At 40.3% G+C, this 24,406-nt stretch carries 21 protein-coding genes; 18 read left to right on the forward strand and 3 right to left on the reverse strand.

The annotated features are described in order from the left end of the window. From A7K50_RS03345 to A7K50_RS03355, 3 genes are read right to left on the reverse strand one after another with little or no spacing between them, the layout of a single operon-like run. Positions 1-1,164, reverse strand: a complete 1,164-nt coding sequence (locus tag A7K50_RS03345) for a Ger(x)C family spore germination protein (protein ID WP_119774617.1) — start codon at positions 1,162-1,164, stop codon at positions 1-3. Continuing rightward, positions 1,161-2,258 carry an endospore germination permease gene (locus A7K50_RS03350; RefSeq protein ID WP_119774618.1) on the reverse strand — a complete coding sequence of 366 codons (1,098 nt, stop codon included), beginning with the start codon at positions 2,256-2,258 and terminating at the stop codon, positions 1,161-1,163. The genes A7K50_RS03345 and A7K50_RS03350 overlap by 4 nt, the downstream gene beginning before the upstream one ends. Beyond that, positions 2,255-3,865 (reverse strand): spore germination protein, encoded by a 1,611-nt coding sequence (locus A7K50_RS03355; RefSeq protein ID WP_119774619.1) that lies wholly within the window; start codon positions 3,863-3,865, stop codon positions 2,255-2,257. The genes A7K50_RS03350 and A7K50_RS03355 overlap by 4 nt, the downstream gene beginning before the upstream one ends. Positions 3,866-4,420: 555 nt before the next feature. On the opposite strand from A7K50_RS03355, the gene A7K50_RS03365 reads away from it, so the two are divergent. From A7K50_RS03365 to A7K50_RS03450, 18 genes are all read left to right on the forward strand, one after another. Then, positions 4,421-5,683 (forward strand): 4Fe-4S binding protein, encoded by a 1,263-nt coding sequence (locus A7K50_RS03365; protein ID WP_119774621.1) that lies wholly within the window; start codon positions 4,421-4,423, stop codon positions 5,681-5,683. A 128-nt stretch (positions 5,684-5,811) separates the two neighbouring features. Next, positions 5,812-6,762 carry a trigger factor gene (locus tag A7K50_RS03370; protein WP_119774622.1) on the forward strand — a complete coding sequence of 317 codons (951 nt, stop codon included), beginning with the start codon at positions 5,812-5,814 and terminating at the stop codon, positions 6,760-6,762. Between the two features lie 386 nt (positions 6,763-7,148). Continuing rightward, complete coding sequence (locus tag A7K50_RS03375; protein ID WP_243103621.1) at positions 7,149-8,798, forward strand: reductive dehalogenase; 1,650 nt, start codon at positions 7,149-7,151, stop codon at positions 8,796-8,798. A 67-nt stretch (positions 8,799-8,865) separates the two neighbouring features. Next, on the forward strand, positions 8,866-9,183 hold the full coding sequence (locus A7K50_RS03380) for a tetrachloroethene dehalogenase (protein WP_119774624.1): 318 nt from the start codon (positions 8,866-8,868) through the stop codon (positions 9,181-9,183). A 141-nt stretch (positions 9,184-9,324) separates the two neighbouring features. Next, positions 9,325-10,284, forward strand: coding sequence for a trigger factor (locus tag A7K50_RS03385; RefSeq protein WP_119774625.1), 960 nt, complete (start codon positions 9,325-9,327; stop codon positions 10,282-10,284). A gap of 385 nt (positions 10,285-10,669) precedes the next feature. Continuing rightward, positions 10,670-11,389 (forward strand): Crp/Fnr family transcriptional regulator, encoded by a 720-nt coding sequence (locus A7K50_RS03390; protein ID WP_243103622.1) that lies wholly within the window; start codon positions 10,670-10,672, stop codon positions 11,387-11,389. Positions 11,390-11,770: 381 nt separating this feature from the next. Beyond that, positions 11,771-11,965, forward strand: a complete 195-nt coding sequence (locus A7K50_RS03395) for a hypothetical protein (RefSeq protein ID WP_119774626.1) — start codon at positions 11,771-11,773, stop codon at positions 11,963-11,965. A 17-nt stretch (positions 11,966-11,982) separates the two neighbouring features. After that, positions 11,983-13,635: a reductive dehalogenase gene (locus A7K50_RS03400; RefSeq protein ID WP_119774627.1), complete on the forward strand. Its 1,653-nt coding sequence runs from the start codon at positions 11,983-11,985 to the stop codon at positions 13,633-13,635. Between the two features lie 13 nt (positions 13,636-13,648). Then, positions 13,649-13,966: a tetrachloroethene dehalogenase gene (locus A7K50_RS03405; RefSeq protein WP_119774628.1), complete on the forward strand. Its 318-nt coding sequence runs from the start codon at positions 13,649-13,651 to the stop codon at positions 13,964-13,966. Between the two features lie 230 nt (positions 13,967-14,196). Beyond that, positions 14,197-15,846: a reductive dehalogenase gene (locus A7K50_RS03410; RefSeq protein WP_119774629.1), complete on the forward strand. Its 1,650-nt coding sequence runs from the start codon at positions 14,197-14,199 to the stop codon at positions 15,844-15,846. A gap of 72 nt (positions 15,847-15,918) precedes the next feature. Further along, positions 15,919-16,236, forward strand: a complete 318-nt coding sequence (locus tag A7K50_RS03415; RefSeq protein ID WP_119774630.1) for a tetrachloroethene dehalogenase — start codon at positions 15,919-15,921, stop codon at positions 16,234-16,236. Positions 16,237-16,393: 157 nt separating this feature from the next. Further along, entirely contained in the window at positions 16,394-17,632 is a 1,239-nt protein-coding gene (locus tag A7K50_RS03420; protein ID WP_119774631.1) for a 4Fe-4S binding protein, read from the forward strand. Beyond that, a complete protein-coding gene (locus tag A7K50_RS03425) occupies positions 17,584-17,799 on the forward strand; it encodes a hypothetical protein (protein WP_119774632.1) in 216 nt (71 codons plus the stop codon). The genes A7K50_RS03420 and A7K50_RS03425 overlap by 49 nt, the downstream gene beginning before the upstream one ends. Positions 17,800-17,843: 44 nt before the next feature. Then, positions 17,844-18,791, forward strand: coding sequence for a trigger factor (locus A7K50_RS03430; RefSeq protein WP_119774633.1), 948 nt, complete (start codon positions 17,844-17,846; stop codon positions 18,789-18,791). 26 nt (positions 18,792-18,817) lie between these two features. Beyond that, positions 18,818-19,525: a Crp/Fnr family transcriptional regulator gene (locus A7K50_RS03435; protein ID WP_243103623.1), complete on the forward strand. Its 708-nt coding sequence runs from the start codon at positions 18,818-18,820 to the stop codon at positions 19,523-19,525. A gap of 571 nt (positions 19,526-20,096) precedes the next feature. Beyond that, positions 20,097-21,911, forward strand: a complete 1,815-nt coding sequence (locus A7K50_RS03440; protein WP_147363119.1) for a methyl-accepting chemotaxis protein — start codon at positions 20,097-20,099, stop codon at positions 21,909-21,911. A 256-nt stretch (positions 21,912-22,167) separates the two neighbouring features. Continuing rightward, positions 22,168-22,857, forward strand: a complete 690-nt coding sequence (locus A7K50_RS03445) for a response regulator transcription factor (RefSeq protein ID WP_158582032.1) — start codon at positions 22,168-22,170, stop codon at positions 22,855-22,857. A 305-nt stretch (positions 22,858-23,162) separates the two neighbouring features. Further along, positions 23,163-24,251, forward strand: coding sequence for a HAMP domain-containing sensor histidine kinase (locus tag A7K50_RS03450; protein ID WP_158582033.1), 1,089 nt, complete (start codon positions 23,163-23,165; stop codon positions 24,249-24,251). The last annotated feature ends 155 nt before the right edge of the window (positions 24,252-24,406 follow it).

Genomic DNA, 24,406 nt, shown 5'->3' on the forward strand with positions numbered 1-24,406 from the left:
TTATTCCCCCATCATCCCGGTTTGGACGATCTTAGCATCGACCACGATTTCTACTTCCGCTGTGCTAAAAGCTTTCCGCCAGTCCGGTCCTAGCGTCTGCCATGCCGAGAGGTTAGTACGATGGAGTTTTTCTGTAAAACCAAGAAAATCTGAATTGTATTCCTTGGCCTTATCAACTGCTTGTATGGACAGATCCCGCAGCCTGTCTTCGATTACATTTTCAAGTGCTTTAATATCTTCTGCTTTTAGTCTTAATCCTGAATTATCAGCAATTGCACCTATAACTTTAATGTTTACACGGTAAGTGATTTTACCACCGGTTACCACCGATAGGATTTTACTTTTTGTAGTAGCAAAGTAATATGAGAATAGTATATTATCTTTTGTAACCACTAGCGGAATATGCCCATTGTTGATATTTTGCGTTATTAATAAATATCCCATAGTTTCCTCTTTATTCAACCAACCTATGAGTCTACCCCCTTGGAAAACAGCTAATCCCTCCATCAGATTTTGCTGTCCCAATCCCGGGACTTCCGGAGGAACGACATTGACCAGAGTCGCTACCGGATCCCTGTCAGGACTTTTTAACCCCTCCGCAAAATCAGTCAAAGTTACACCGTAGGAATAACCGGTGGCTAACGCTTTTTTCATACCTAATTCCTTCAATTCTTTAGAGAGCAGCTTATCGACTGCCGGTCCCGCTTGCAATACATCAAGAGCTTTTCCTTTTGTTATGATTATTAATGTTCTTGGACGGTTTTCCCAATATCGTATATTGGCCTCAGTAAATTCGCACATTTTTTCCTTGGCGGTCTTCTCACCAATGATATAAGCACTTATATGACCGTAATAAGGTGTACGAGATGAGTGGGCAGGAAAGGCTGAAATAGTCTCCTGCAGAGTCCTTCCGGTACCTACCAATAATGTTTCCTGACTACCTTTTCCGCTTGATTGATCTCCTTCTTTATCCTGGCCGAGCGGGTTTAAGATTGTTGCAGATATTGTCCACATGTCGCTGCCATTTTCGTTTGTATAGTCAATTCCCATGAGGGTGACAACGGCAAGGCTTTCAACTTCCTTACTGCTCCAACAGCCGGTGCTTATAGCAGACTGTAAAATAATTAGTATGGATAGGCCTAAAATTCGGTATTTTTTTTTCACCGGCTAACTCTCCTTTGCTTTTTTCTGATTACGGCTACGAACAAAAGAATCAAAGGCAACACCAGTTCGAAAATGGATCCTAAATACGGCCAGTACAATTCAAGAAACTGACGGAATTCTGCTGTGTTACGAAACAGAAAAGTTGCCGCTGGGAGGTAGATAAGCGCCATTGGGTAAATAACCGGTTTATAGCTTTTCAGACCCAGGGTTTTGGCTGTTGAAAAACACGTTAAATAATAGAAAATTGCAATTTTAATGATCATTCCGATCATCCAAAGGAGCAGGATTAACCCTTCTACTCGCTGAAGGTAACTACCAAACTCTATATATTTGCTGAGATACCAAAAAGGAAACAACAAATCCCCAGAGAGGTTTGATCCAAATATCATTAAGGTGAACATCATACCTGCTGAGAGAAAAATAGCCACTGTCAATAAGGCAAAAGCACCTTTGCGCTTTATTTCCTCAGGCTTGTTGACCATGGGAAGCAGGATAGCCAATACAATAATCTCACCATACACGAATATGGAGGGGATAGACCCCCAAATCACAGGTTTGATCCCACCTTCAAGAAAAGGCAGCAGCTTTCCTAGTTTCACCGCGGGTAATACGGATACAAATAGAATAAGTAAAGAAATCATGAATAAGGGAAATACGAATTGAGCTGCACGGGCAATGACTTCAATCCCTTTCAATACTGCATAAGCCCCGATGAGGACAAGGATGGCATTAAGAGCTATTGCCGGGGTTTGTGGCATAAAGCAGACTGTCAGGAATTCGGAAAACTCACATACGGATAGAATGTTAACCAAAAGGAAAAATAATATATAGGCTCCGCCTACAACCTTGCCTAAGGCTTTGCCCAGGATGATTTCTGCATATTCAGGCAAAGTATTGTTTGGAAACCGTTTACCCAATTTCCAAACAATCCATAAGCAAAAAAAACTGGGAAGTGAGGCTAAAGCAATCGCTATCCAGGCGGATTGTTTCGCTTTTTCAGCCGTCAGCCCGGGCATAAGCAGAAGTCCTGAAATCATGATGATGATGTACAGCAGCACAGCAATCTGCCTACTTGAAAGCTTTTCCGTATTTATGGCGTTTGCCCTCCCTTATCCGGTTTTAGCGGACCTTGATCAGGGTCCTGCCTGACCGGCTCATTGCTGACGGACATCCATGGCCGCCTGAGCATAGCCCACCAGGGCGCACGTACCATGGTGTCCTTTAAGTCACCCGGGCTTAAGGGGGCAATAGGTGATAAGTAGGGGATACCGAAAGAACGTAAGCTGCAGAGATGGAATAGAATAACCATTAGACCGGAGATGATTCCCACTCCGCCGAAAAAACCTGCAAGGATAATCAAAACAAACCGCAAAATTCTCAGCGCAGTACCTGCAGCGTAGTTTGGGATCGTGAATGAAGCGATAGCTGTAGTCGCCACAACAATGACCGAGATTGGTGAGACAAGGCCCGCGTTCACTGCCGCCTGCCCAATAACCAAACCACCAACAGTACTGATAGCTTGACCAATCGTCTTGGGCAGGCGTACTCCGGCTTCGCGCAAGAGTTCAAAGGCGAATTCAATCATCAGAATTTCTAAAACGATTGGCAGAGGCAAGCCTTGCCGGGCGCCTGCAACAGTACTTATTAAGGCTGTTGGCAGCAACTCCTGGTGGAATGAGAAAGCTGCCACGGTTAAGGCCGGCAGTAGTAACGCAATGTTCAAGGCAACAAAGCGCAAAAGCCGGACTGAAGTGGCGAATACCGCGTTATTGTAATAATCCTCGGCAGCCTGGAGCAGAGAAATAAACGTTACCGGAACAATCAGGGGCATTGGTGAGTTATCCACTAAGATAACAACCCGTCCTTCCAATAAGGAAGCCGCTGCTTTGTCCGGCCGCTCGGTGTACTGTACAAGGGGGAATAAAGAGAAAGCCTCATCCATAATTAATTCTTCAATCTGGTTGCTGCTGAGCACACTATCAATATTAATCCTGCCAATCCGCTGCTTGACCTCTTGCACAACTTTATCATTGGCGATCCCTTTGATGTAACATACTGCCAGTTTGGTCTTCGTCAACAGTCCTGTCTCGAAAGTTTCCGCTTTGAGACGGCTGGTTTTTATTCGGCGCCGGATTAAACTCATGTTTGTGTTGAGGGCTTCCACAAATCCGTCTTTTGGTCCCCTCACCCCAGGTTCGCTGTCAGGCTCGTCGATTGCTCTACCCTCTACACCCCGTACACCGGCAATAATCGCAGTAGACGATCCGTCCAGAATCAGGACGGTATTGCCTTCTAAAACTTTTTGGACGAGTTCAATTAAATCAGTCGTCGTACTGGTTTCGTCCAAATTGATTAAACGTTCTTGAATGACTTGCTGTGCATTGGCCTTGGACAGATGCACAGATGACGGTAAATTAGCCGTTTCCTGCATGATACTCTTCAATAAGTGATCATTCACCATTTCATGGTTGGTTAATCCGGCTACATAAATAATAAAAGCACGTAGAGGTGTATCGGCATTAATGGAAAATTCGCGGAAGAGAATATCAAAACATTGGTCGAAAACTTGCCGTAAAGTCTGTAAATTATCATCATAATCTGCAGAGAGGGGCCGCTTTTCTACAGGTTGTCGGGAAGTTGTCTTGCCAGAGCCTTTTTTGCCGCTAAAGCCTAAAGCGCTCTTCAACAGTTTTTTAAACATACTACCCTCAAATATTTTGCATTTCTACCTAAGTATTAATTAATATTTTTACTATAATTACCTTTCCGAATATTTTTATACCGTACCACTTAGATTCTAACTGAATATATCCGTAGCCTTTAGGGCGTATGTATTTGTATGCATTTTTTGCGCTGCTTGTTTGGATTACGGACGGTTTTAATATATTGAACATGGCTTTCCATATAACGAGTTTGTTAAGGTCGTCTCGACTCGAGATTCTTTCTAAAAGTACGTTTTCTTGTCTGTCGGCATCGGTGTCCATAATATTGCGTCCTGATACACCAAAGATCTCAAAATATAGGTCGTGATTTTCAAATTCATTCCTTTGTGAACTGTATTTAGGAATACAATTTTTTAGTATTATCATGGTAGTAGTTGTATTCTAACGATGCTAAATTGCCTAAACTGCATGAATATTCCCGCCTTACGATATGTAATTATGCAAACATCTTGTTTATCTTACATTAACTATAATGGTATTGGGTGGGTTGCTCTCCTTAATCCATTAATTAAAGACAGCAGAGGATCAAAGACATGAAAGGAAAAAAGAGAGATCTAGAGTTTTACTATTTATTTTTTTTATCCATAACAGCCATTGCAGCAATTATTTATAGCGTTTTTTGGACGGGCCAGGCTGTGGATTACAAGGCACTGATCCAACAAAACATTCCCAGTGTCACCTCGGTTGAAAAAATCATTGGTACAAAACCCGCTTACATGGTGGAAGCATCAGGAGGACGTTACTATGCCGTTTGTGATTCGGCTGTGGGGTATCAGTCCAGAATTGAAATGATGAGTATCATTGATGAAAAAGGTTTGGTGGAAAAAGTACTGGTCACAAAGCAGGGTGAGACTCCGATTTTTTTTGAAAGGCTCTACAAACAAAAATATTTCGATAGTTTTAACGGTCTTTCGCTGAAGGAACCTATTTATCTGGGAGGGGCTTCCGGTTATACCGGATACCTGGCCGACAGCAAAACAGCCAACTACGTCGACCGGATAAGCGGTTCAACTGTTTCTTCGCATGCGGTGGCTGAAGCTGTAAATAGTGGAAACTTGTACCTTTCCAGGCAGATCTTTAACACATCATGGGCAAATCCTTATGATCTGTTCCAAGTTACTTGGAAGGACTTAGCGATGATCGTGATGTACCTCATCGCACTTGCAGGAGTCTATATCAAGAAATTGGTTCGTATACGGACCTGGATACTACTGGTAAGCATTGGGGTACTGGGATTTATGATCAACCAATTTGTTACCGCCAACTTGTTGTTTTCCCTGATCCAATTACAAATTCCGGGAATAACAAACCTTAAATGGTATGTGCTGATGGCCGGGTCATTGGGATTTATTGTTTTCTTGGGGAAAAATCTATACTGTGCCTGGATTTGTCCTTTTGGAGCAGTGCAGGAATCTCTTAACAAAATAGCAGGCTTCAAACCACTGGGAATATCGCAGACAGTGATAAAAAAACTTAAGCTCGTTCCACCAACCATCCTGTGGGTTGCCTTTATACTCGGAACCTGTTTAGGGAACTATGGGACGCTGGATTACCAGCCTTTTGGTGCACTTTTCCTGTTAAAAGCCACGTGGGTGATATGGCTGATGCTGCCTGTTTTCTTATTTATGAGTTTATTTTTCAATCGATTTTATTGCCAATTTTTCTGTCCGGTCGGTTTTGTATATAATCTCATTAATCGCTGGCGAAATAAGGGGGTAAGAACATGGAAACAAATATGGAACCGATGGAAGAACAAAAAAGAGGAAGAGCAAAAGACCTGCTCTTTACAATTTTGATTCTTTTTCTTGCTTCAGCCCATATTTTTGTGATGCTTCAATCGGTAGGAATACTCAGGGCGGATCGCTGATTTTTCAGATTAGGGCAATCAATAACAAGCAGAGAATAATGATGGAGGAATGTAGAAATGAAGCATTTCGAGCTTGGAGAGTATAAAGGATTAAACCTCAAGTGTTTTGATACATCGGTTAAAGAGCATGAAATTAATAATGCTATGGATTATTTAGTAAACTTCTCGCAAGAAAGCGAAATTAATAAAAATAATGAGCCAATTGAATTAGGGGACTATGTACTCGTCGATATTGTTGGAGTGGAAAAGAATATATCAGTACCGGTGCTAAATGAGTGCGATTACCAGTTCAGGGTAGGCGACGATGGGCTGATATGTGAATTAAATGAAAACATACTGGGGAAGAAGTCGGGAGACAAAGTCATTTTTGATACCATAATAAAACCTATTTCTATTGATTCTCAAAAATATTGGGGACGTGAGATCACGTTTAACATTGATATCAAAAGGGTGTTTATAATTGAAAAGCCGGAACTGACGGAAGACATTATTCAGGAAATTGATCCAAGTCTGAAAACGCTACAGGACTTGAAGCAGAAACTGACTGAGAAAATCTTTGATGAAAAAAGGGCCAAAAAATGGGAAGCCAATATTAATATCGTATTTCAGGCGCTGATTGAGAAGAGTAAATATGAATTTGAAGAAGAAAGTCTAAATCAAGCAGCGGAAGATTTGTACAAGAAATTTGCCGAAGAACTCAAAAAAGCCGAAGGTATGGAACTGATCGTTTATTTAATTGGCAGGAAGATGTCGGCTGATGAATTATTGGAGGAATGTAAGGAAGAAGCGGCTAAGAGAATGATCAGGAATCGGATTTTAGACGCAGTGATTGAGACGGAAAAAATTGGACTTACAGCAGAAGAGCGCGGATATCTCGAAGATCGGTTGAGAAAAGATCAGGAAAGTGGGCAATCGTCTGAAATGTTTACTGACATCCATTTTGTGGAGACCCAGTATTTACGAAGAAAAGCAATGGATTTTTTGCTGAATGTTAATATGGTAAATTAAGAGATTCAGGACAAGAATACTATGCAATCCATATTTTTACGATTATTTCAACCTATTTTGTCAAAAAATCTGGACAAAGACCAAAAGTACTAATCTAGTTAACCCCATGGATTTTATTTCATGGGGTTTGTCTTTGTGCGACCATTTTCATGCCTTTCTGTAAACTGCAAATTTATTCATATTTACTTTGTGAACTGTATTTAGAAATACAATTTTCTTAGTATTATCATGGCAAGAATTGTATTCTAACAATGCTGAACTGCCTAAACTGCATGAATATCCCCACCTTACGATGTGTAATTATGCAAACATCTTATTTATCTTACATTTATTATAATAAATTCAGTCCAATTTATTATTTAATCTATAAGGAGGAGATCATACAAGTGGGGAACAACATTAACAGAAGGGACTTTTTTAAAGGCTCGCTACTTGGTGCAGCCGCGATAGCAGCAGCTTCCGCCAGTGTAGTAAAAGAAACAGTCAGTCCCATGGTAGCCACTGCCGCCGATATTGTGGCACCGGTTCAGGAAATTTCGGAATTTCCTTATATGGTGACTGAAAATTACAGGCGCTTTCCGTCAGATAAGCAGTTCTATCTAAGAGCGTTTGATCCTGAAGAGAACAAGAATCCTGTTAAATTTGTCATCGATGATGTTTCCAAGATTACCGGCAAGAAAGATTCGGGGAAAGACTTACCCCTGCTTAACGCCGAAAAAGCGGGAATCAAAGGCCGTGGAGCAACACTTACTGAAACAGCTCTTAGTTTTTATCAAGTGCATTACGTTCCTAACCCTCTCGAAAAGAGAGAGGGCTGGACTTTACTGGAACAAGCTTTATCTACCGCAGGCTGGTCGGTAGAACTGGATTATACCGGTTTTACTGCAATAGCTTCTGGCCCGGCTGGGATAATCCAACATTATCCCATCAATCCGGAGACCAATGAAATGGGCAAACAACCTGTATTTATCCAGGGATTGTTCAGTTGGGACAATTCATCGGTAGATGCCATGCGGCAGCAAGGCCAGCCATGGAAATTTAACTCCGAGGAAGAAGCTAGTAAAATTGTAAAAAAAGCATCCAAATTCCTCGGAGCGTCTCTCGTCGGAATCGCACCCTATGAGGAACGTTGGACCTATTCCAATTGGGCGAGGCCGAAATCTAAGCCCTTTACGTTTCCAGATGGCAGAACCCAATACTTGCCTTGGGATGTGCAAAAGTTTGCCTCGAGTCAGGGAGCAGAAGTTTATGGAAATGTTTGTTTTGACGCCGATTTTGAAAAATATGGAGGCTTTAAGCCGAAAAGTGTCATAGTAATTGCTATAGAGAAGGATTTTGAAGCAAGTCTTACCACTCCGTCAGTTATTGAAGATGCAAGCACGGGATTAGGTTACTCACACATGGGAGAAGTAGCCTATAAGATAGCTACATTCTTGAGGTTCCTTGGCTACTACGCTATCCCGTCAGGAAACGATACAGGTTTGAGTGTTCCGATGGCCGTCCAGGCTGGACTGGGAGAAGCAGGAAGGAACGGGCTCCTGATTACCCAGAAGTATGGTCCCAGGGTACGTATTGCCAAAATATATACTGATCTGGAAATCGCTCCTGATAAGCCGGTCAAGTTCGGGGTACGCGAATTTTGCCGCCTGTGCAAAAAATGTGCGGATGCTTGTCCCGGGCAGGCCATCTCCCATGAGAAAGAAGCCAAAGTCCTGCAACCGGAGGATTGTGGGGTATCCGAGAATCCATATACCGACAAATGGCATGTTGATGCTGTTAGGTGCGCTTCTTTCTGGGCTAATAATTGTACCTCCTGTTCAACCTGCGTAGGGGTATGCTCATGGAATAAGCTCAAAACATGGAACCACGATGTCGCCAGAATTGCAACTCAAATTCCATTGGTCCAGGATGCAGCCCGTAAGTTTGATGAATGGTTCGGCTACGGCGGACCGGTAAATGCAGACGAAAGAGTTTCATCGGGCTATATTACAAACAAGGTAAGAGACTTCTGGAATAATCCGGAGCCTATTCGATAATCATCTTTTGCTATCAAGTTTACCCATCGCTGATTGTCTGAGCCGAGGCTTTGAAAGGAGAAAAATTGTGAAAATTTTTGATGTGTTGATTTGGATGAGTTTGGGTGTAATATTACTACTTATTCAATACGGTATTTGGTGGTATTTGAAGGGCAAGGGAAAAGCTACCATACCCCTGCAGCTCTGTGGATTTCTTGCGAACTTTTTTCTGGTGTTTGCAATGGCTTGGGGATATTCCAGCTTTAAGGAACATGAATACCAAGCTATAGCCATGGGATTTATTTTCTTTGGAGGCACTGCCCTTATTCCTGCAATTATTACCTATAGGTTGGCTAACCTTAAAGCAAAGGCAACAAATAAGAAATCCGATACTATTGCACCTTAACAACATTGTAATAGTTTTGGGTTCGAATTGAACCAGATAGTATTTTCAGCTACTATCTGGTTCATCTTCGTAATATTCATAAATAGCTAAAGAGGATGACAACTGTGAATCCAAATAGAAATTATTAGGAGGAATGATAGAATGAGACAGTTCGAACTTGGACAATATAAAGACTTAAACGTCAAGCGTTTTGATACGTCAGCTGGAGAGAACGACATAAACCGAGCCATAGATTATATCTTAAATTCTTTTGACGAAATTGAAGAAGAAAAAAGAAATGAACCGATTGAAAAGGGTGATTACGTAATAATAGATATTGAAGCTATGGAAAAGGGAACATCTGTACCGGTTATAAGAGATTTTGGTTCAAAATTTAGAGTAGGCAGTGATGATGTATTACAGGAAATTACCACCAACCTTCTGGGAAAGAAGATGGGTGACACTGTAAATTTTGAGACGGTTATTCAGCCCGATGCCTTTGAATTTCAGCGTTTGTGGGGATGCATGATTACTTTTTCCATTAAAATTAAAAGCGTTCTTATTGAAAAGAAACCTGAACTGACTAAAGAATTTATTCAGAGAATAGAACCTAATGTAAGAAACTTGGAATACTTTGAAAAAATGTTGACAGAGAGGATCACCCAGGAAAAAAAGGTTAAGGAACGGGAGGCAAATCTTAATCTGGTGTTTCAAGCTCTAATTGAACGGTGCAAATATGAATTTGATGAGGAAAAATTAGATTTGGCGGCAGAAGATTTGTACAAGAAATTTACGGAAGAACTCAAAAATGTTGACAATATGGAACTAATGACTTATTTGATCCATAGAGGAATAACGGCTGACGAACTGCTGGCCGAATGTAAGGACGAAGCAGCCAGGAGAGTTATCAGAGAGCGTATTATCGATGCTGTGATTGAAAAAGAAGGTATTAGTCTGACAGCAGATGAAATCAGTTATCTAGAGGAACGAATAATCGATAAAGAGAACAATGGGCAGATTCCTGTGCAGTTTGATGACATCAATCTCTTACAGACGCAGTATCTGCGCCAAAAAGCAAGGGACTTTTTGCTTGATAATAATTTGAAACGTGAAATTTTTTAAGGTCCGCAAAATAATCTATGGCAATCTCTAAATTTCAAAATGTCCATTTTTAAGTAAAACTTGTCGGTAAAGCGGTTTTACCTTGAATCATTTCACGATCTAATTTATAATGATTTTGATTTAATAACCATGATATTGGAGTACCCTTTCAATTTCTTTGACTGGTTTTTCACATGAACAGTGATAACATCCTATTTTTGGTTGATTTGTATGACATCTTATTTTACCGAAAAACCAATGTTCACGGGATTTAGTTGTTACCTTTTTGTGTTTGACCGTTTTCTTATCGCACTGTTTTTTTCTTCATAACTTTTATGATTGGGTAAGGCGTGTTTTTCTTGAAATTTAAGCCTTTGGCTTTTTCACTTTAAAGGAGGTTATTGGGGTGGCTAAGGATGATGATACTTTGTCTCATCTTTCAAATTATCCCTGGCTCAATACAAGGAGGAGAATTATTGACTATATAAAAAAATTCAATCAACGCATGGTAGTCAAAAAGGGACAAGTATTTTTAGAATATGGAGAAGAATTGACAAACGTCTACTGTTTGGAAGATGGTTTGCTGGGAATTCGTTCTTTAGGTTTGAACGGCAAGCAAAGAACTCTTGGAATCTTAAGACCCGGGGGGATTTACGGCATTATCGATGTCGTTATGGGCTTTGAAAGCCCTCAATATGAAGTAAATGCTTATCAAGACACCACCTTATTTTATATCTCTAAAAAACAAACTCTGGAAGGTATAATATGTGATCCAATGTTAGCATTTGCTTATATGGAATGCTTGTGTGACATTATAGCTGTTTTAAATGACAGCGTAGAAAGTTCATCTTTCTATAGCCCAAAACAACAGTTATTATTATTTTTGCGCAATCTCTGTAAACTAAATCACATAGAAGATTACGGTTGGTACCGAGCTCAATACAGTTTTTCACATCAGGAAATCGCCGATATTATTGGTTCAACCCGCGAAAATGTAACAATGCATTTAAACAATCTCAAAAAAAGTGGATTAATCAAAATAACTCGTCGTCAGATATATTTTTGCAAAGACTTTGAGACTCGGATTCAATCGGAATTTCGTCATTATGGACTTAGGAACTGCTGATTTTAACTGATTTTGTCAAAGAATCTGGACAAAAAGCAAAAGTACTAATCTAGTAAACCCCATGATTTTATTTCATGGGGTTGTCTTTGTGTGCCCGACATGGGTACAACCTAACTACTCCATAATATTGTGTCCTGATACACCAAAGATCTCAAAATACAAGTCGTGATTTAAATTCATTCATATTTACTTTGTGAATTGTATTTAAAAATACAATTTTCTTAGTATTATCATGGTAAGAATTGCATCCTAACAATGCTGAACTGCCTAAACTGCATGAATATTCCTACCTTACGATGTGTAGTTATGCATACAGCTTGTTTATCTTGCATCAACTATAATAAATTTACCAAATATATTATTTATTCTATAAGGAGGAGATTGTACAAGTGGGGAACAACATTAACAGAAGGCTCGCTGCTTGGTGCAGCTGCGGTAGCAGCAGCTTCCGCCAGTGTAATGAAGGAAACAGTCAGCCCCATGGTGGCCACAGCCGCCGATATTGTGGCACCAGTTAAGGAGATTTCAGAAGTAGAAGGTATAAGTACAATTATATTAGTCATTATACTTTTTTAAATGGAGGAAAAAATTATATGGGAAAAAACATTAATAGACGAGGTTTCTTCAAAGCCTCATTGTTAGGTGCCGCTGCAGCTGCCGTAGCTTCGGCTACGGTTGCACAGGAAACAATGAGTCCCTTGGTTGCAGAAGCGGCTAACATTGTAGCACCTGTCAAAGAACTTTCCGAATTTCCTTATCAGGTTACGGATCAGTATCGGCGTTTTCCGGGCAATAAAATTTACTGGATGCGAATTTTCGATACTGAAGATAACAAGACGCCAATCAAATTTCTGAAGGATGACGTTTCCGAAATTACTGGTAAAAAAGATACAGGGAAGGACCTTCCCTTAATCAACGCAGAGTACCTCGGGATAAAGGGCAGAAGGGCAACATTATCTGAGACAGGCATTTCGTATTGGACTCAAAATGGCGGTTTCCTCGAGGGTCACCGTTCTAATCTAGTGGGTTGGACCCGACTGGAGGAAGCTTTGTCAGAGGGGGGCTGGTCGATAGAACTGGATTATAACGGATTAACATCGCCCGGAAACGGTCCAGGCGGATTAAATTGCCAATACCCTATTGATCCTAAAACCAACGAAAAGGCTAAAGAACCCGTATGGGTTCCAGGATTATTTAATTGGGACAATTCCGTGGCGGCAATGAGACGTCAGATGGGACAGCAATATAAATTTCAATCAACGGAAGAAGCAAGTAAAGTTGTTAAAAAAGCTACTCGTTTTTACGGAGCAAGCCTGGTTGGGATTGCACCCTATGACGACCGTTGGACCTATTCCAACTGGGCGAGGACAAGATACCAAGCGACCAAAGATGTGAACGGCGTAACTTCCTATTCTTCCTTTAACGTTCAAAAATTCATGACGAACAAGGAAGTAGAAGTATACGGACTTGATGTTTTTGAGGCCGATTGGGAAAAATACGCCGGCTTCACGCCAAAAAATGTGATTATATTTGCGATAGAGATGGATTACGAAGCTGCCCGTACATCTCCTTCACTTATTTCAGATGCCGCCGTAGGCAAGGGATACTCACGGATGGGAGAAATTGCTTACAAGGTCGCCACATTCATTAGAAATCTTGGGTATAATGCCATTCCTTCGGGAAATGATACCGGACTGAGTGTTCCTATTGCAGTCCAAGCGGGTCTAGGAGAAGCAGCAAGACACGGAATGCTGATCACCCAAAAATACGGACCCCGGTTACGTCTGGCTAAAGTATATACTGATTTAGATCTTACACCTGACAAGCCGATCAGTATCGGGGTTCGCGAGTTTTGCCGCCTTTGCAAAAAGTGTGCAGATGCTTGTCCAAGTCAAGCTATTTCTCATGAGAAAGAAGCACGTATTCAGACACCTGAGGAATCCGGTGATTCAATCGCTGCCTATACGGAAAAATGGCAAGTTGACCCTGGACGCTGTCTTTCCTGGATGGGATATAACGCGGGCTGTTCAAACTGTATTGCGGTATGTTCGTGGAATAAGATCAAGCAATGGAACCACGATGTAGCTAGAATTGCTACCCAAATTCCTTTGGTTCAAGATGCGGCGCGCAAGTTTGATGAATGGTTCGGCTACGGTGGCCCTGTGAACGCGGAAGAAAGAATCGAGAGCGGCTATTGCACGAACTTGGTAAAGGATTTCTGGAATAATCTTGATCCAATAAACTAAGGAGAGAAAAATTATGAAAATTTATGATGTGTTGGTTTGGATGAGTTTTGGTGTCATATTATTACTTATTCAATATGGTATTTGGTGGTATTTAAAAGGTAAGGGAAAAGCTACCATACCCCTACAGCTCTGTGGATTTCTTGCGAATTTTTTCCTAGTGTTTGCAATGGCCTGGGGATATTCTAGCTTTAAGGAGCATGAATACCAAGCCATAGCCATGGGATTTATTTTCTTTGGCGGCACTGCCCTTATTCCTGCAATCATTACCTATAGGCTGGCTAACCGCAGAGCAAAGGTAAAAAAAGAAAAAGCAGATGCTATTTCAGCTTAGAGATAAAGGTACGTTAAATCAAAGATAGAATTATCAATGTGTACAAATATTTAATGCAGACAAGAAAGCCACTTAATACTTCAATGGCATTAAGTGGCTTTTCTCAGTTTGGGTAACCATGATTAGAAGGCGTATATTTTGCAAATTGTAAAGCATTTAATAGGTACAATATTTTAGAAGAAGTATAATCATATCGGTTATTATATTTTTTAAAAGGGAGGAAAAATTGCATGGGAAATAACATTAACAGACGAGGCTTTTTGAAAGCCTCATTGCTAGGTGCCGCTGCAGCTGCAGTAGCCTCAGCTACGGTGGCAAAGGAAACATTTAGTCCCTTAGTAGCGGAAGCGGCAGACATTGTGGCGCCGGTTCAGGAATTGTCGGAATTTCCTTATAAGGTGACTGAAAATTACAAGCGTTTTCCGGCAGATAAAAATCTTTATCTGAGAGTTTATGAGCCGGAAGAGAACAAGAAGCCTGTTAAATTTGTCATCGACGATGTTTCCAAGATCTCCGGCAAGAAAGATACGGGGAAAGACTTACCCCTGCTGAACGCCGAAAAACTGGGAATCAAGGGCCGTCCGGCAACACTTGTTGAAACAGGTCTTAGTTATTATGCCAGGTATTACGGACCTGATTCCCCCATAAATGAAGATGGTTGGACTTTACTGGATCAAGCTTTTGCTGCCGCAGGATTTTTTTTGGAAAAGGATGCTAGCGGATTTACTGCAATAGGTTGTGGCCCGAGTGGTATCATTCAGAGATATCCCATAGATCCGGCAACTAATGAGTCCTCTAAGCAGCCGGTATTTGTTCCGGGATTATACACTTGGGACAGTTCATCGGCATTAGCCCTGCAGAAGCAAGGGAAGAACTGGAAGTTTAAATCCCCGGAAGAAGCCAGTAAAATCTTCAAAAAAGCATCAAAATTACTCGGAGCGGATCTCGTCGGAATTGCACCTTATGACGAACGCTGGACTTATTCCCAATGGGCAAGGCCGAGACAAAAGGCCTTTACTCTTCCGGGTGGCAGAACGGCATATTTGCCATATAATAAGACAAAGTTTCTCGCGACTAAGGAAGCAGAAGTTTACGGAAATGATATTTTTGAGGCCGACTTTGTAAAATATGCAGGCTTTAAGCCAAAAAGTATCATAACATTTGCTGTAGAGATGGATTATGAATCAACCCTTGCCAGTCCGTCAGCTATTGCTGATGCAAGTACGGGTTTAGGTTACTCAAACATGGCAGAAGTGGCTTATAAAATAGCGGCCTTCCTGAGAAATCTTGGTTACGGCGCTATTCCTTCAGGAAACGATACAAGTTTGACGGTTCCGATTGCTGTCCAGGCCGGACTGGGAGAGGTAGGTAGAAACGGACTCCTGATTACCCAGAAGTATGGTCCCAGGGTACGTATTGCCAAAGTCTATACTGATCTGGAAATTGCTCCTGACAAGCCGGTCAAGTTCGGAGTGCGTGAATTTTGCCGTCTGTGTAAAAAGTGCGCGGATGCTTGTCCCGGACAGGCCATTTCCCATGAGAAAGAAGCCAGAGTCATACAACCGGAGGATTGCGGTCCATCCGAGAATCCGTATGTTGAAAAATGGCATGTTGATGCTGCCCGGTGTAACTCTTTCTGGGGCCTTAACTGTACCAGCTGCTCAAACTGCGTAGCGGTATGCTCGTGGAATAAGCTCAAGACATGGAACCACGATGTCGCCAGAATCGCAACTCAAGTGCCAGTGGTACAGAATGCGGCCCGTAAGTTTGATGAATGGTTCGGTTACGGTGGGCCGGTGGATCCTGACGAAAGAATTTCATCGGGCTATGTCACAAACAAGGTAAGAGACTTCTGGAATAACCCGGATCTTATTAAATAATCGTCTTTTGTTATTAGTCAATATCCATCATTCAATGTCTGAAAACAAGGCTTTGAAAAGGAGAGAAAAATTATGAAAATTTATGATTTGTTGATTTGGATGAGTTTTGGTGTAATATTATTGCTTATTCAATACGGTATTTGGTGGTATTTAAAGGGCAAGGGAAAAGCTACCATACCCCTGCAGCTCTGTGGATTTCTTGCGAACTTTTTCCTGGTGTTTTCAATGGCCTGGGGGTATCAAAGCTTTAAGGAGCATGAATACCAAGCCATAGCCATGGGATTTATATTCTTTGGCGGCACTGCCCTTATTCCTGCCATCATTACCTATAGGCTGGCTAACCGTGGGGCAAAGGCAAAAAAAGAAAAAGCAGATGCTATTTCAGCTTAGAAGCATACAAAAAGGTACGTTAAATCAAAGATAAACACAAATGACCATTGAGGTTAAAATAATCTACGACAAACAAGAAAGCCACTTGATATCTTCAAGGGTATTAAGTGGCTTGCTTCCTTGACTCATTAATCTAAAGGACAGCAGGGGATAAAAAATGAAAGGGAAAAAGAGAAATCTAGAGTTTTATTATTTGTTTTTTTTATCCATAACAGCCATTGCAGCAATTATTTATAGCGTTTTTTGGGCGGACCAGGCTGTGGATTACAAGGCACTGATCCAAGAAAACATTTCAGGTGTCACGTCGATCGAGAAAATCATTGGAACGAAACCCGCTTATAAAGTGGAAGCGGCGGGAGGATGTTACTATGCGGTTTGTGATTCAGCGATGGGGTATCAGTCAAAAGTTGAAACCATGAGTATCATCGATGAAAAAGGTATGGTGGAAAAAGTACTGGTCACAAAGCAAGGCGAGACTCCGGATTTTTTTGAAAGGCTGTATAAGCAAGATTACTTTAATAGCTTTAATGGTCTTTCTGTTAAGGAACCGATTTATCTGGGAGGGGCTTCCGGTTATTCTGGCTACTTGGCCGGTAATCAGACAACCAACTACATCGATCGGATAAGCGGTTCAACCGTTTCTTCGCATGCGGTGGCTGAAGCTGTTAACGGGGGGAACTTATACCTTTCCAGGCAGATCTTTAACACAGCATGGACTAATCCATATGATGTGTTCCAACTTACCTGGAAGGAATTAGCGATGATTGTGATGTACCTCATCGCGCTAGCAGGAGTTTATGTCAAAAAATTGGTCCGTATAAGGATCTGGGTTCTACTGGTGAGCATCGGTGTATTGGGACTTCTCATCAACCAATTTGCAACGGCCAATTTGTTGTTTTCCCTGATCCATTTGCAAATTCCCGGGATAACCAACATTAAATGGTATGTGCTTATAGCCGGGTCATTGGGATTTATCATTTTCTTAGGGAAAAATCTATACTGTGCCTGGATTTGCCCTTTTGGGGCCGCACAGGAGTTTCTTAACAAAGTAGCAGGTTTCAAACCACTGGGAATATCGCAGCCAGTGATAAAAAAACTTAAGTTAGTTCCATCGACTATTCTGTGGGTTGCCCTCATACTTGGGACCTGTTTAGGAAACTACGGGACACTGGATTACCAGCCTTTTGGTGCACTTTTCCTGTTAAAAGCCACGTGGGTGATATGGCTGATGCTGCCTGTTTTCTTATTTATGAGTTTATTTTTCAATCGATTTTATTGCCAATTTTTCTGTCCGGTCGGTTTTATATATAATCTCATTAATCGCTGGCGAAATAAGGGGGTAAGAACATGGAAACAAATATGGAACCGATGGAAGAACAAAAAAGAGGAAGGGTAAAAGACCTGCTCTTTACAATTTTGATTCTTTTTCTTGCTTCAGCCCATATTTTTGTGATGCTTCAATCGGTAGGAATACTCGGGGCGAATCACAATGATATAACTCAAACAAATATAAATCATTTTTTACCCAGTGATCTTACGACCAATGTGAATTCTTTAGATTAGGGCAGTTAATAACAAGCAGAGAATAATGACGGAGGAATGTAGAAATGAAGCATTTCGAGTTGGGACAATATAAAGGATTAAACCTCAAGTTTTTTGATACATCTGTTAAAGAGCATGAAATAGACGAGGCAATGAACCATTTAATAAATTCTTTGGAAAAAATTGAAATAGAAAAAAATGAAAGTATTGAAATAGGAGATTATGTTATAATAAATATGGAAGGGGTGGAGGAAAATACATCTGTTCCGGTAGTACGAGAATACGATTACCAGTTCAGAGTAGGCGACGATGCGCTGATACCGAAATTGACCTCAAACCTACTTGGGAAGAAGACGGGAGACCTAGTAATCTTCAAAAAGACGATACAATCGGATATTCTTCAATCTCAACATTTATTGGGACGTGAACTTATATTTAACATTAAAATCACACGTGTATTTCGAATTGAAAAGCCGGAACTGACGGAAGACATTATTCAGGAAATTGATCCAAGTCTGAAAACGCTTCAGGACTTAAAGCAGAAACTGACTGAGAAAATCTTTGAGGAAAAAAAGTCCAAAGAATGGGAAGGCAATCTTAATATTGTGTTTCAGGCCATCATCGCGCAGAGTAAATATGAATTTGGAGAAGAAAATCTTAATCAAGCAGCGGAAGATTTGTACAATAAATTTGCCAAGGAAATCAAGAATGTCGACGGGATCGAACTCATCAATTATTTGATGGGTAGAAAGATAACAGCTGACGAATTATTGGAGGAATGTAAGGAAGAAGCAGCTAAGAGAATGATCAGGGATCGGATTTTAGATGCAGTGATTGAGGCGGAAGAAATTGGACTTACAGCAGAAGAGCGCGGATATCTCGGAGGTCGTCTGAGAAAAGACCAGGAAAGTGGGCAATTGTCTGAAATGTTTACTGACATCCATTTTGTGGAGACACAGTATTTACGGAGAAAAGCGATGGACTTTTTGCTAAATATTAATAGGGCAAATTAAAAGATCATCAATTGCTTTCAGGAGGAATGAATATGGATGTGTTGCATTCTTCTATGTATTTACAGTGGGCGAATCCGCCAGCCAGTGACAGGTTCTTTAATTATGTGAAGGAAAAGGGCTTTAAAAAGAGCTTTGAAAAAGGAACCACCATCTTGCATGAAGGAGAAATTGTGCAACATGGGTACTACATTGTCGAAGGTTGGGTTGCTCTTTGTTTCAATAATCCTGCCGGGGATTCTAGGATTGCTTCTATACTTGGGCCAAAAAGGCCTTTTGGCTTAGCAGCGGCTTTAGACCAGGTGCCGATTCCCTTATCTTTCAAAGCTATCCGAGACTGTGAGTTTTACTTGGTTTCCCGGGACATTCTGATTCAGGGGATGAGAGAGGATATCGATTTAAATCTTGAGATGATTGATAGTATATTCACCAGATGTAAAAGTGCTTATCAAATGATTAATTTATCTACGTATTTTCCTTCGGAGAAAAAGCTAGTATATTTCTTTATTACTTTGCTTCAATACATGGAATATAGGGAAGCAAGGGATTGGTATGAGTTGCCGATTAACCTGTCACATACCCAAATCGCGCAACTCATTGGCTTATCCAGGGTTACAGTGTGCAATATCTTCAATCAGTATAGATCTGAAGGGAAAATTAGATCTTCCCAGCAAAAGCTTTTTGTTTCTAATCGATTAATAAATGACGAGTATGTTAAATTGTTTTTAGAGACCTAATCATATAAAGACAAAAGTATCCTTTTCTACAATTGCTTAGTGATTATGGAAAACCCTATGTAAGTAGATATTCTGCTTATGTAGAAATCTCTTGAAAGTAAGCCCCAATTGTAAGTGATTTTCTCAAGTATATAAAGAGGCTGAGGCCGCCATGAATGTACAGAATAACACTAACAAATATGACGCTGATAATAGTTTTTTAGACTGTTATCAGCATTTTTTTGGCTAAGCTGAGTTTGAAGACATGGTGCCATTCGCTTTTCGACTGTTATGCCATTCATGTACAACAGCGACGTTCCGCATCAGAGCTTCACTTAGCGCCGCACCATGTCGTTAATATCTGTTTTTTAAGATTTTCTTCCAATTGTAAAGCAGTTTATAGGCTTAATATTTATTGATAGGGTATATTTATAGAATCTTACAAAATAAATTTTATCCTATTAAAAAGCTGCAAAATTATATTTACATGGACGTTGTCCGTAATGAAGATAGACGGCAAAAAATAATGTTCTATGCGGTACAGGCATCCACTATGTGACTTGACCGTTAGCAGACTATTTGGGTAACTAATGTGGTAGTAATTCTTTATTATGGATGGAGGTCAAATATGCAAGTAAAAAAATCAATTAGCATTAGATGGAAGCTCAATCTAATCGTTCTCGTATTTATGATACTGGCATCATCGATGGTGGGAATTTTAATTTATCAAACCGCCAAAAGTGAGCTTTATACTGCTGGAGTCAGAGATCTACAGAATACGGTTGATACTGCGGTTCAGTTATGTAAAGTACTTGACGAGCAGGTTAAGCAGGGAAAGCTGTCTTTGGCAGAAGCGCAGGAACAAGCAAAGACATTTATTGACGGCCCTCTGGATACCCAGAAAAATACTCGGGATTTTAAAAAAACACCCTTTACATATAAACAAGACGGCCATTTGTGGGCTTGTCTCGACGACTACAGTGTTGTTATGCATGTTTACGGATATGAGGATAAAAACCTTAAAGATGTGGTCCCCGCTGCCCAAATGTACTATATTGAAAAGCTTATAAATCTTGCAAAAAAACCAAGTGTCGGCGACGATATTAATCAGAAGGTTCTTGTTTATCCCTGGAAAAATCCTAATGACAAGGTGGCAAGAGATCAAGTAGGTTTAGTCGGATATTTTGAGCCTTGGGGCTGGACATTTGGGATAGGCGTTTTTACTGAAGAGTTTTACGGTTCACTCCCATATTTAAAATTATATACGATTATCGGGATACTGCTTTTTAGTCTTATTTCCCTGATACTATTTTCTTTTCTGTCAAAATCTACATTAAAGATACTTGACAATATTAACAACATTGCAAAAAGAATCAGCAACGGGGAGATAAACGTCGAACAGATCAAGGTGAAAAAAATGGATGAATTCGGAATTCTTGCGAGTTCGATAAACACTATGACAAACAATCTGCGAACGCTAATATTAGGTGTTTCACAGGCTATAAGCGGTGTTTCCGGTACTGTTGCCAATGTCAGTAATGACACCGTCGAACTGAATTCCCAAATCGAAGAGGTTTCAGCAATAACTGAAGAATTAAGCGCTTCCATGGAAGAGACAGCGGCGTCTACGATTCTGATGAGAGAAATGTCTGATGAGTTCATATCTGCAATAGAAACAATTGAGAAAAAGGTAGAACAAGGCAGGAAATCTACACAAGAAATTTCCAAGCGCGCAGAAGAACTTAAAGAGGTTTCAAATAAATCAAGGAACTCAGCATATAACATCTATTCAAACACGAATGAAAAGCTGAGGGAAGCTATTGAAAAATCAAAGACTGTTGAGGAAATCAATCTCCTCACAAATTCTATTTTGTCCATAACCAAACAGACCAATCTGCTTGCTTTGAATGCAGCTATTGAAGCTGCGAGAGCTGGTGAGGCAGGAAGGGGTTTTGCTGTTGTCTCGGATGAGATTAGAAAACTCGCGGAAGACTCAAGCAAAGCTGTAACCGAAATACAAAAAATTACAAAAGACGTAATTGCATCGGTAAACAATCTTGTGCAATATTCCGAAGAGTTGCTAATGTTCATTGATTCTAAAGTCGTTAAGGACTATGATTCCTTCGTTCAGACCGGTGAACAATATACCATGGATAGCAATCAGATTAGCAGTATAGTCAAAGATTTTGGGGCTACGGCACAGCGATTGTCTGTGTCTGTGCAAAAAATGGTCAACTCCATAGAAGGTATAGCTAATGCAAATGACGAGGTGGCGGAAGGTTCGGGTGTGATAGCTCAGAAGGCTGTCAATATGTTCAATAAATCAGATAAACTATCTAAATTTGCAAACCTTTCACAAGAAAGCGTTAACGAGCTTAATAAGGTGATGGCCAGTTTCAAATTTTAGAAAAACCCTTTGTCTCCCTCCAAAACATTGATGTTCATGAACAGATTTAAAGATTAGAGACAAAAGGATATAGCAAATATTTATTGTACATCGCCAATTCGTTTTTATGTTTTGTAGGCCACAACAGCTTCTAGTTTCTATATCATGAGAATTGCGTAGTTGAACGATTGTTATACAGGTAACTAAGAGTATGAATTCACTTTTCTGTTTACTGGCTAATTTACCGGAAATTCGGAAAGGAGAAGTTGAGCAGGATATGAAAACACGTGAAGCCATTCTGTTGGTTGATGATGATATTAATGTGTGTGAGGTATTGAAGCTCTATCTGGAGAAAGAAGATTATTCGGTGGTTTGTTGCTATAATGGGCAGGAGGCTATCAGGAAATTCGGCAAGGATAGCTATGCATTGATTATTTTGGACATAATGATACCTGAGCTGAACGGCTGGGAGGTTTGCAAGTATATCCGCAATAAGTCAAAAGTCCCAATTTTCTTACTGACTGCTAGTGGGGATTTTCATAATAAGGCACTTGGCTTCCAACTTGGAATTGACGAATATATTGTCAAGCCTTTTGACCCCCGAGAGATTGTCTTTAGGGTTCAAGCAATGTTAAGGCGTATCAATCCGGAGGAGCAGAAGGTACTTCTTCCACTAAAAATAGAGAAATTAACAATAGATCCGGCCAATTATCTAATTCGTTTTAGAGATAAAGATATATCACTTTCTCCTAAGGAAATGGATATGTTATACCTAATGGCGACCAACATAAACAAAGTGTTTACCCGAATTGAACTAATGGAAAAAATATGGGGTTTTGAAAATTCATGTTTAACCAGAACAGTGGATGTCCATATTAATAGGCTAAGGGCTAAGCTTAAAGGGGTTGATAAAGTAGAAATCAAAACCGTATGGACGATAGGTTATAAACTTGAGGTTGCTAAATGAGGCGCAAATTGATTTTGACATTTGCATTGTCCTTGATTATTTATTGTATAATACTTAATTTCCTTTTTTCCATTACGCTTGACTCCTTTATTCAACAAAATAGATTCAACCGTCTTATGAAGGATAGCAGGGAAATCGGACAATTATACTTCAATTTGCTGGATCAACACATTAGCAGTGACGAATTTGCCAGGAATATCATTGAACGAGATAATTTGGCCGTAATAAATTCCAGGATCCTAATTTATAATGAATATAGACAGATAATATTGGATACCAAACAGAAGGCCCCGCTCCAAAACAACATGATTTTAACCAGGGATATAGAAAAGTGTTTTAATGACAGCAAGCAAACGTGTTCTACTTTTATTAACGATACCAATAGAGTAGAGTACTATTACTATACCGTCCCATTTATTAGGCAGGGGCAGGTTAAGGGAGCCATAGTTTATCATGGTACTTACCAGGGTTATGCGCCCGCAGCGAATATGATTATTGTACTAATATGGGCAACAGCCTTTTTATTTTGCGGTGCTTTGTCGCTCCTATACATTGTCTTATCAAAGAAAATAGTAAATCCCTTACTGGATATGAACAAAACCACACGCCAGATTGCCGCTGGGGATTTTTCCGTTAGGGTACCGGCAAATTCAACCGATGAACTTAAAGAACTGTCTGATTCTATAAATTATATGGCCAGCCAACTTGAAGACACAGAGGATGCTCGAAGACGATTCTTAGAGAATGTCTCCCATGAACTTAGATCTCCGATTACAGTTATTCGTAGTATGTTACAGGTTATAATAGAAAAAAAAGTATCATCAGATAAGCAGGTATATTATACCGAAATGATCCTTAATGAAGTACTGAGGATGTCCCAATTGATTAATGATCTTATGGATTTAACGCATATTCAATCATCAGACTTTAAACTGGAGTATGAACGAGTAGATATTGCTGAATTATTGCGGCGAAGTATTGCAAAATTCGAATCGATATTCACTGAAAAGAAAATCGTAATGCGTATTACCTTCGACGAATATTTTGCCGCTTATATCAGAGGAGATGAGCTAAGGCTGGTTCAAATTTTTGATAACCTTATTAAAAATGCGGCAAGCTATACGCCGGAAACCGGTGATATTTTAGTGGAGAGTAGTGAAGACGGGAAATGGGTGAGTGTTACCATTAGTAATTCCGGTGAAGGAATTAGTCCAGAGGATTTACCTTATATTTTCGAAAGATTTTATAAGGCTAACAAGGCCCGTAATTCGGAAGGGGTAGGTCTTGGACTAGCGATAACCAAGCAGTTGATAATTCTGCACGGTGGGACGATCGAAGTTGAAAGCACAAACGGAGTAAGTTGTTTTAAGGTTGCCTTCCCGGCTGAGATTTAAATAGACTCCAACATAACATTAGCCTTTGTTACATTCCTCCTACTTTTAGTGGGAGGTCATTTTTTTTATTCTGGGGCGAGACTTGGTAAAGTGTAATAATCTGTAAACGGCAGTTTATGAATTTTTTACAATTGAGAAACCACCTCTCGAAGATT

The organism is Dehalobacter sp. MCB1 (assembly GCF_003590275.1).
In the GTDB taxonomy this organism is placed as follows: Bacteria; Bacillota; Desulfitobacteriia; order Desulfitobacteriales; family Syntrophobotulaceae; genus Dehalobacter.

Coding starts and splice junctions, on each gene's coding strand:
- A7K50_RS03355 (WP_119774619.1), bottom strand. CDS start 3,865: ATGTTTAAAAAACTGTTGAAGAGCGCTTTAGGCTTTAGCGGCAAAAAA.
- A7K50_RS03365 (WP_119774621.1), top strand. CDS start 4,421: ATGAAAGGAAAAAAGAGAGATCTAGAGTTTTACTATTTATTTTTTTTA.
- A7K50_RS03370 (WP_119774622.1), top strand. CDS start 5,812: ATGAAGCATTTCGAGCTTGGAGAGTATAAAGGATTAAACCTCAAGTGT.
- A7K50_RS03385 (WP_119774625.1), top strand. CDS start 9,325: ATGAGACAGTTCGAACTTGGACAATATAAAGACTTAAACGTCAAGCGT.
- A7K50_RS03400 (WP_119774627.1), top strand. CDS start 11,983: ATGGGAAAAAACATTAATAGACGAGGTTTCTTCAAAGCCTCATTGTTA.
- A7K50_RS03405 (WP_119774628.1), top strand. CDS start 13,649: ATGAAAATTTATGATGTGTTGGTTTGGATGAGTTTTGGTGTCATATTA.
- A7K50_RS03410 (WP_119774629.1), top strand. CDS start 14,197: ATGGGAAATAACATTAACAGACGAGGCTTTTTGAAAGCCTCATTGCTA.
- A7K50_RS03415 (WP_119774630.1), top strand. CDS start 15,919: ATGAAAATTTATGATTTGTTGATTTGGATGAGTTTTGGTGTAATATTA.
- A7K50_RS03420 (WP_119774631.1), top strand. CDS start 16,394: ATGAAAGGGAAAAAGAGAAATCTAGAGTTTTATTATTTGTTTTTTTTA.
- A7K50_RS03425 (WP_119774632.1), top strand. CDS start 17,584: ATGGAAACAAATATGGAACCGATGGAAGAACAAAAAAGAGGAAGGGTA.
- A7K50_RS03430 (WP_119774633.1), top strand. CDS start 17,844: ATGAAGCATTTCGAGTTGGGACAATATAAAGGATTAAACCTCAAGTTT.
- A7K50_RS03435 (WP_243103623.1), top strand. CDS start 18,818: ATGAATATGGATGTGTTGCATTCTTCTATGTATTTACAGTGGGCGAAT.
- A7K50_RS03445 (WP_158582032.1), top strand. CDS start 22,168: ATGAAAACACGTGAAGCCATTCTGTTGGTTGATGATGATATTAATGTG.
- A7K50_RS03450 (WP_158582033.1), top strand. CDS start 23,163: ATGATTTTAACCAGGGATATAGAAAAGTGTTTTAATGACAGCAAGCAA.